Source organism: Halomonas sp., assembly GCF_052095695.1.
Taxonomy (GTDB): domain Bacteria; phylum Pseudomonadota; class Gammaproteobacteria; order Pseudomonadales; family Halomonadaceae; genus Vreelandella.
Window position 1 is genome coordinate 1 of the sequence record NZ_JBQDLQ010000125.1, and the last position, 7,409, is coordinate 7,409.

6 protein-coding genes are annotated in these 7,409 nt (G+C 52.6%); 5 read left to right on the top strand and 1 reads right to left on the bottom strand.

Features of this window, described 5'->3' with window-relative positions:
• Positions 1-84 precede the first annotated feature (84 nt).
• Entirely contained in the window at positions 85-1,380 is a 1,296-nt protein-coding gene (locus ACTH5D_RS16620; protein WP_441673180.1) for an adenylosuccinate synthase, read from the top strand.
• 123 nt (positions 1,381-1,503) lie between these two features.
• On the opposite strand, the gene cobO is transcribed toward ACTH5D_RS16620, so the two are convergent.
• The gene (gene cobO / locus ACTH5D_RS16625; protein ID WP_441673182.1) at positions 1,504-2,103 is read right to left on the bottom strand and encodes a cob(I)yrinic acid a,c-diamide adenosyltransferase; all 600 of its coding nucleotides are present in this window, start codon (positions 2,101-2,103) and stop codon (positions 1,504-1,506) included.
• 242 nt (positions 2,104-2,345) lie between these two features.
• On the opposite strand from cobO, the gene ACTH5D_RS16630 reads away from it, so the two are divergent.
• The 4 genes from ACTH5D_RS16630 to ACTH5D_RS16645 all read left to right on the top strand — a co-directional run bounded on the left by ACTH5D_RS16630 (position 2,346) and on the right by ACTH5D_RS16645 (position 7,304).
• A complete protein-coding gene (locus ACTH5D_RS16630; RefSeq protein WP_193062500.1) occupies positions 2,346-2,831 on the top strand; it encodes a YajQ family cyclic di-GMP-binding protein in 486 nt (161 codons plus the stop codon).
• Between the two features lie 79 nt (positions 2,832-2,910).
• Positions 2,911-5,541, top strand: a complete 2,631-nt coding sequence (gene pepN, locus ACTH5D_RS16635) for an aminopeptidase N (RefSeq protein ID WP_441673184.1) — start codon at positions 2,911-2,913, stop codon at positions 5,539-5,541.
• Between the two features lie 41 nt (positions 5,542-5,582).
• Positions 5,583-6,542: a lipid kinase YegS gene (gene yegS / locus ACTH5D_RS16640; RefSeq protein ID WP_441673186.1), complete on the top strand. Its 960-nt coding sequence runs from the start codon at positions 5,583-5,585 to the stop codon at positions 6,540-6,542.
• A 42-nt stretch (positions 6,543-6,584) separates the two neighbouring features.
• The gene (locus ACTH5D_RS16645; RefSeq protein ID WP_441673188.1) at positions 6,585-7,304 is read left to right on the top strand and encodes a hypothetical protein; all 720 of its coding nucleotides are present in this window, start codon (positions 6,585-6,587) and stop codon (positions 7,302-7,304) included.
• The last annotated feature ends 105 nt before the right edge of the window (positions 7,305-7,409 follow it).

Below are 7,409 nucleotides of genomic sequence, written 5' to 3' on the forward strand. Positions count from 1 at the left end.
GGAGCACGACTGTGACCGCTGTCTTGAGCTTATCGATGGTCGTTGGCAGCCAACGACCCTGACACAAGAGACGAGTGCATCATAATGGGTAAGAATGTCGTAGTGCTGGGCACCCAGTGGGGTGACGAGGGCAAAGGTAAGATCGTTGATCTGCTAACCGAGTCCGCATCTGCCGTGGTACGTTTTCAGGGTGGCCACAATGCTGGCCATACGCTGGTCATCGACGGTGAAAAAACCGTCCTTCACCTGATCCCCTCAGGTGTTCTACGCCCAAGCACAAAGTGTGTGATCGGCAATGGCGTGGTGCTTTCACCCGAAGCGTTGATCAAAGAAATCCGTGAGTTGGAAGCCAAGGGCGTGCCTGTGCGCGAACGCCTGCGTCTTTCTCCCGCCTGCCCGCTGATTCTGCCTTATCACGTGCGTCTGGATCAGGCGCGTGAAAAAGCCCGTGGTATCGCTAAGATTGGCACCACCGGCCGCGGCATTGGCCCCGCCTATGAAGACAAGGTGGCGCGCCGTAGTCTGCGTTTAGGCGATATGCTGCACCGCGAGCGTTTCGCTTCTAAGCTGGGAGAAGTGCTCGACTACCACAACTTTGTGCTAGTTAATTACCACGGCGAACCGGCAGTCGATTTTCAAGAAGTACTCGACTCGGCCATGCAGATGGCTGAAGAACTGCGCCCGATGGTATGCGATACGGTCAGCATGGTGCACGACCTGCGTAAGGCCGGTGAGAACATTCTGTTTGAAGGTGCCCAGGGTTCACTGCTGGATATCGATCACGGTACTTACCCTTACGTTACTAGCTCAAATACGACCGCTGGTGGGGTTGCAACCGGTTCTGGCGTTGGCCCGCTGTATTTGGATTACGTGCTTGGTATCACTAAGGCATACACCACGCGCGTGGGCTCTGGCCCATTCCCGACTGAGCTTTTCGACGTAGACGGGCGCCACCTTGCCGAGCGCGGTCATGAGTTTGGTGCCACCACTGGGCGTGCCCGTCGCTGTGGTTGGTTTGACGCTGTGGCGCTGCGCCACGCGGTGCAAATTAACTCCGTCTCCGGTATCTGCTTGACCAAGCTTGATGTCTTAGACGGTTTGGAAAATATCCGTGTATGCGTTGGTTACCGCAGCAAAGATGGCGATGTGATGGATAACCCGGTGGATTCAGAAGGCTTTGAAGCTATCGAGCCGCTTTATGAAGACTTGCCAGGTTGGAGGGAATCAACCCTGGGTGCTAAGCGAGTAGAAGATTTGCCCGCCAATGCACGTGCTTACATTAGCTATCTTGAGCAGCAGGTAGGCACCAGCATCGATATCATTTCCACCGGCCCGGACCGCATGGAAACGATCGTATTGCGTAATCCCTTCACAAGCTAATGATGGGTAGTACTGGCGGAGCGTAAGCCGGAGGACGTGAAAAGGGGCGATTTATTTGCCCCTTTTTTATATTTAAAGCAGCGGACTAAGCGTCGCGTATTTATAACCAATGTGTGTAGAAGGCTAGTAATCGATACCTCTACGCGCCTGAAGTCCGTCGTTGAAAGCATGGCGGATTTCCTGCATTTCGGTCACCGTGTCGGCCATGGCGATTAGCTCACGATGGGCGTTGCGACCGGTAATAATGACCGTCTGTTCCGGCGGGCGATTCTCTAATGCCTGTTTCACCGCTTCAATCTCTAAGTAGCCAAACTTAAGCATGTAAGTAATTTCATCCAGCACCACCAAGTACATCTCTGGGTCGGCCAGCATGCGCTCCGCCTGTTCCCATACCGCGTGACAGGCCTCGGTATCTGCCTGTCGGTTTTGCGTATCCCAAGTAAAGCCTGTGGCCATAATTGCCACCTCTAGATGGCTATCTTCTTCTAAACGATTGCGCTCTCCACATTCCCATAATCCTTTAATAAACTGCACAACTGCCACGTTGTAACCATAGCCTAAAGCGCGGGTCACCGTTCCCCAGGCAGCAGTCGTTTTACCTTTCCCATTACCCGTGTTGACGATAATGAGGCCGCGTTGCTCAGTGGCACTGGCGACTTTCTCATCTACGCGTGCTTTGAGCTTCTGCATCGATGCTTTGTGGCGGGTGTCGCGATCACTCATGGTGTCTCCTGGAAAGCACTTAATAACGTTTGTAAAAGTAGCGCGTTAGCGTAAGCCATCTACTCTGCGTTGAACATTTTTTTGAGGCTTGTTTAGAACAACTTGTGTACAAGTAATTTTGATCCCATGTTAGTAGTTGTTTAACTAACGGGCGCTTAAAACACACAGAAAGTGAAGAGAATTGGCCGGTAGGGGGCTGCCTGCTCTAGAATGGTGGGCCATGTCTTGTCAGGAATTGAATCATGCCCTCATTTGATATTGTCTCAGAATTCGATCAGCACGAAGGTGCTAACGCCGTTGATCAGGCGAACCGCGAAGTACAGTCTCGCTTTGACTTTAAAGGCGTCAATGCCAGCTTCACACTTGAAGCCGATAAAGTGCAGCTGGAAGCGGACGTTGATTTCCAGCTCAAGCAAATGTTGGACGTACTGCGCGGCCGATTAATTGCTCGCGGCATTGATGCCCGCTGCATGGATATTCAAGATCCCGTGCTTTCCGGCGTTAAGGCGCGCCAAGAAGTTGCGCTAAAGCAGGGCCTTGATGCAGCAGAGGCAAAAGATGTGGTCAAACGCATCAAAGCCAGCAAGATAAAAGTACAGGCGCAAATTCAAGGTGAGAAAGTGCGCGTCACGGGTAAAAAGCGCGATGATTTACAAGGCGTCATGGCGTTACTACGCGCTGAAGAAGGCCCCGACTTGCCGCTGCAGTTTGATAATTTTCGCGACTAGTTCAGGGGTTTAGCGCAGCCCACCGTCATTGCCCTCATTTAATCATGTGAATGATCGTTTTATACAGGAGTCAAGCACTATGTCTGATCCGCAGCCGGTTTTTTTAAGCGACTACCAGCCACCCGCCTACCGGGTTACTCATGCCGAGCTGACGTTTGATCTTGACCCCGCCGCGACCCGTGTGAAAGCGCGCCTGTCGATTGAGCGTCATTCCGACGCTGACGCCGACACGCCGCTAATATTAAACGGCGAGCACTTAAAACTGATTTCCCTCGCCATTAATGAAAAGGCGCTGGATGCATTGTCGTATCAGCTTGATGAAAAGGGCCTGCATATTGCCCAGGTACCTGAGCGATTTGTGCTGGAAAGCGACGTTGCAATTGCTCCGCAGGAGAACACGGCGTTAGAAGGCCTTTATCAATCTAACGGCATGTACTGTACTCAGTGCGAAGCTGAAGGTTTTAGGCGCATTACATTTTATCCTGATCGTCCGGACGTAATGGCGACGTTCAAGGTGACCGTTATTGGTGACGAGCAGCGTGAGCCGGTGCTGCTAGCCAACGGTAATCCCATCGAACGCGGTAACTTGGAAGGCGGTCGCCATTTTGCCACGTGGGAAGACCCACATCCCAAGCCCTGTTATCTGTTTGCTCTGGTGGCAGGCAATCTGCATTGCGTTGAAGACCACTTCACCACCATGAGAGGGCGTGAGGTCACGCTGCAGATTTGGGTGGAAAAAGACAATGTCGATAAAACTGAGCATGCGATGTCGTCGCTAAAGCGAGCGATGGCATGGGATGAGCAGACCTACGGCCGTGAGTATGATCTTGACCTGTTTATGATCGTCGCCGTCAATGATTTCAATATGGGGGCGATGGAAAATAAAGGCCTCAATATTTTCAACTCCGCCGCTGTATTAACGCATCCTCATACCGCCACCGATGCTGCGTTTCAGAGTGTCGAAGGCATTGTTGCTCACGAGTATTTCCACAATTGGTCCGGCAATCGAGTGACGTGCCGAGACTGGTTTCAGCTCTCGCTGAAAGAAGGTTTTACGGTCTTTCGTGATCAGTGTTTTTCGGCGGATACAAACTCTGCGCCGGTTAAGCGCATCCAAGACGTGTCTTTTTTCCGTACTGCGCAGTTTGCCGAAGATGCTGGCCCCACGGCGCACCCGATTCGTCCCGATCGCTTTATTGAAATTACCAACTTCTACACTCTGACGATTTACGAGAAGGGAGCCGAAGTCGTACGCATGCTGCGCAACTTGGTTGGCGAAGAACGTTTTCGTCAGGGCTCTGATCTTTACTTTGAGCGTTTCGACGGTCAAGCGGTGACGATTGAGGACTTTGTTGGCTGTATGGCGGAGGTTTCGGGCCAGAATTTCGGCCAATTCATGCGCTGGTATTCTCAGGCGGGAACGCCGGATATTGATGCTCACGGCGAATATGACTACGTTCACGGTGAATATCACCTAACATTACGCCAGCGCACGCCGGCAACGCCAGGGCAGCCAAACAAGATGGCGTTACATATTCCTGTGCGTATGGGGCTAGTCGGCACTAAGTCTGGACAAGATCTCACGCTGACATTAAACGGTAAAAAATTAGGCAAAGATGCGGTCATTCATCTGCATGATGATGAGCAGACGTTTATCTTTACTGATGTGGCTGAAGCGCCTGTGCCGTCACTGCTACGTGAATTTTCGGCACCGGTGAAGCTGCATTATCCCTATTCACGAGAAGATCTGGCGTTTTTGTTAACCCACGATAGCGATGGCTTCAATCGTTGGGATGCGGGTCAGCGCCTCGCGTTATTGGCATTAGATGACTTGATTGCGGCTCATCGTAACGGCGTAGAAAAAGTCATGGACAGCCGTGTTATAGAGGCCTTTAAGACGCTTTTGACCGGCTCAATGAGTGATAAGGCGGTACTGGCGGAGATGCTGACGCTGCCTTCTGAAGCATATGTCGCCGAGCAGCAGCCAATCGTTGATGTCGATGCCATTCATGCTGCCCGTGAGTTCGTACGCCAATCGCTGGCGGTGGCTCTACGTAAAGAGTTTATCGCTGTTTACGAAGCCAATGTGACTGAGCAGCCCTACGCGCCAACGCCAGAGCAAATTGCCCAGCGCAGTCTGAAGAACATTGCTCTTTCCTATTTAATGTCGATCGAAGATGAGCAGGGCCTAGCGCTATGCGAGGCGCAGTTCAGCGCCGACCATAACATGACCGATGTCCGTCAAGCGCTTACGCTATTGGTGCACAGTGATCGTGACGACCTTGCGTCTCCGGCGTTAAAAGCATTCGGGGAAAAATGGGCGCACGACCCATTGGTAATGGACCAGTGGTTCACCATTCAGGTATCGCGTCCTCAGGCCGATGTGCTGGCGAGAGTTAAGTATTTAATGCAGCACCCCGCGTTTTCACTTAAAAACCCCAATAAGGTTCGTGCACTGATCGGGGCGTTTGCTCAGAATCGGGTAAATTTCCACCGTTTAGATGGCCAGGGCTACCAATTGCTGACCGATGTGGTGATTGAGCTCAATCGACTTAACCCTGAAATTGCAGCCCGCCTGATTACGCCATTAACGCGCTGGCAACGTTTCGATGAAACCCGTCAGGGGTTAATGCGCTCTCAACTTGAGCGTATTCAAAAAGAACCGCTATCTTCAAATGTATATGAAGTGGTTGAGAAGGCGTTGGCATGACGGCCAGTAACGGTGGTTAACCAAGGAAAGGATAAATAACGGTGACAGACTCTCAGCAGCATTATTTACTCATTATTAATGGTAAATCTGCCGGTAATCCGGCATTGCGTGAAGCCGTTGATGAACAGCGCCAAGCAGGAATGCTAATCACCGTTCGCGCTACTTGGGAGGGGGGCGATGCTGCTGATATTGCGGAGCAATCAGTGGCAATGGGTATCACCCATGTGATCGCCTGTGGCGGGGATGGCACTGTCAGCGAGGTCATGAATGGCTTGATGCGGCTGCCCCACGATCACCGCCCGGTACTGGGTATTGTGCCACTGGGCAGCGCTAATGATTTTGCGACTTCCTTAGGCTTGCCGTTAGAGCCGGGCCCGGCATTGGCCGCAGCGATGACGCTAAGCTCGCATCCCATTGACGTTATACGCGTGACGGCAGGCAAGGATGGTGAATCGACGACCAGCTATTATGTCAACATGACCACCGGCGGTTTTGGCGCTGAAATTACCTCCTCAACGCCCAAAACGCTCAAGCGTATGTTGGGCGGTGGTGCCTATTCGCTGATGGGGGCGCTAAAGGCTTGGCGCCATCGCAGCTATCGCGGCAACCTTAATTGGGATGGCAAGGAGGAGAGCGCGTCGCTGCTGCTACTGGCGATGGGCAATGGCCGCCAGTCAGGCGGTGGGCAAGTGTTAACGCCGCGCGCTAAGCTTGATGACGGGCGTTTAGATGTGCTGCTGGTGAAAGACTTTAATTCCGTTACTGAACTGACCAAGCTGGTTGGTGAACTGCAAGATTTTCCTTATGACGGAAAATTTGTTCGTTACTTCACCACTAGCCAACTGACAGTGACCACCCAGGCAGATGATCCTCCTTGGCCGCTCACTCTGGATGGCGAGGCGCGCTGGTACGATCATTTTTGTGCTGAAGTGGTGCCGCTTGCGCTACGGGTGCTGATACCCGAGGATTGCCCGTTGCTATCTTCCGCCCATCCGCATTAATGGGTGGGCTCAGATTTTATTGTTATAAAGGAGACGTATCAAATGGCAAATCGCGTGTGGATACCTGCACTTGCTGCTTTGGCATTAATGCTAAGCGCCTGTGGAGATTCTCAAGAAGATCCCGCCGCGGCACCCGCTGATAATGCTGAAGTGGCGGATGACGAAACGGTACGCGAGGATGGGGGGGGCGCTGCGGCAGAAAATGCGGCAGAGATGGCAACGCCTGAAGAAGTAGAAGATGACATCGAAGCGCGTCAGGTCGAGGAGCAGCTTGAGCGCGCCGATGCCCTACGAGATGACGGAACTGAGGAAAGTAATACCGAGGGGGCCACACAGAGTGAAACGTTAGAGGCAGGTGAAGAGACTCTGGCCGCTGACCCTGACGATGCGCTTAACGAAGATAGTGCAATGCCCGGTGAAGCAACGCGTTCCGATGTGGATGAGATGATTGCAGAAACCGAGCGGCGCTTTGAAGAAGCCGAAAAGCGTCTTGAGGAACAGTTTCAGGAGGTTGAGCAGCAGGCACCCGCGTTTGAACCGATGGAAACGGAAGATATTCCGCCCAGCTGGGAAACCGACAGCAGTATTCCAGAGCGCACGCGGTTAGACGACGGCCTTGAATCGACCGATGTAGACGCTTTAATTGAAGATACTGAGCGCCGTTTTGAAGAAGCCCAACAGCGTCTTGAGGAGCAATTTAAAGAGATGGAGAATGAGGAGGCTCAGAGCGGGCCAGCGTTGCCATCGGAACGCCAGAATTAATGACGAGCAATAAAAAAGGCCCGCATCAGCGGGCCTTTGTCCATCCGTTCGCAATTAAGCTGGGCGGATGTTGGAAGCCTGAAGGCCTTTTTTACCCTGAGTCAC